Origin of the sequence: Actinomycetospora atypica, from assembly GCF_042653685.1 — a bacterium.
GTDB lineage: Bacteria > Actinomycetota > Actinomycetes > Mycobacteriales > Pseudonocardiaceae > Actinomycetospora > Actinomycetospora atypica.
The window spans coordinates 1-466 of sequence record NZ_JBHSIV010000120.1 but is presented as its reverse complement, the minus strand read 5'-3'; the positions used below and the strand labels follow the sequence as shown (position 1 = coordinate 466).

The 466-nt window shown below is 33.3% G+C and carries 2 protein-coding genes; both read left to right on the top strand.

All coding sequences use genetic code 11. The annotated features are described in order from the left end of the window. The coding region (locus tag ACFPBZ_RS29580; protein WP_378039675.1) for a hypothetical protein at nt 1-257 on the top strand (257 nt) is incomplete at its 5' end. Between the two features lie 3 nt (nt 258-260). Next, a partial coding sequence (locus ACFPBZ_RS29575; RefSeq protein WP_465251524.1) for a hypothetical protein occupies nt 261-466 on the top strand: 206 nt, incomplete at its 3' end.

Sequence of the window (466 nt, the reverse complement as noted above, 5' to 3'; positions counted from 1 at the left end):
CAGCTGATTATTTGAATTTGCCGGATGAAGATAATTATAGTGAAATGCTTGATAGAATGATGGACGTTCTCAATTCTACAATCAATGTAGGCCTAGCAAATTCTTCTTTGATTACTGATAAATTTGTTTACGGTAAAATAGCCGAAACAGAAGATGAATCTGAAAAGGAATTTTGGCTGAATATTTTAACTTATGTTATGCAATTAAATCAAATTGGTGTTATTTATCGAAATAAATCAAAAGGCAAGGAGCTGTAAATCTTGGGAATGACTTTAGCAGATATTAAAGCACAAGAAGAAAAATTGAAAAAAGAACAGGCAAAACTTCGCCAACAGAAAAAACGATTGATTGAGAAGGAAAATGCTGAAATGGGTAAGGCACTTCGGAAGCATTTTGGATTTGAATCTTTTGATGATTTTGAGCGGTGGTTATCGTCAATTTCTGACGATCAGCAACACGAAAAATC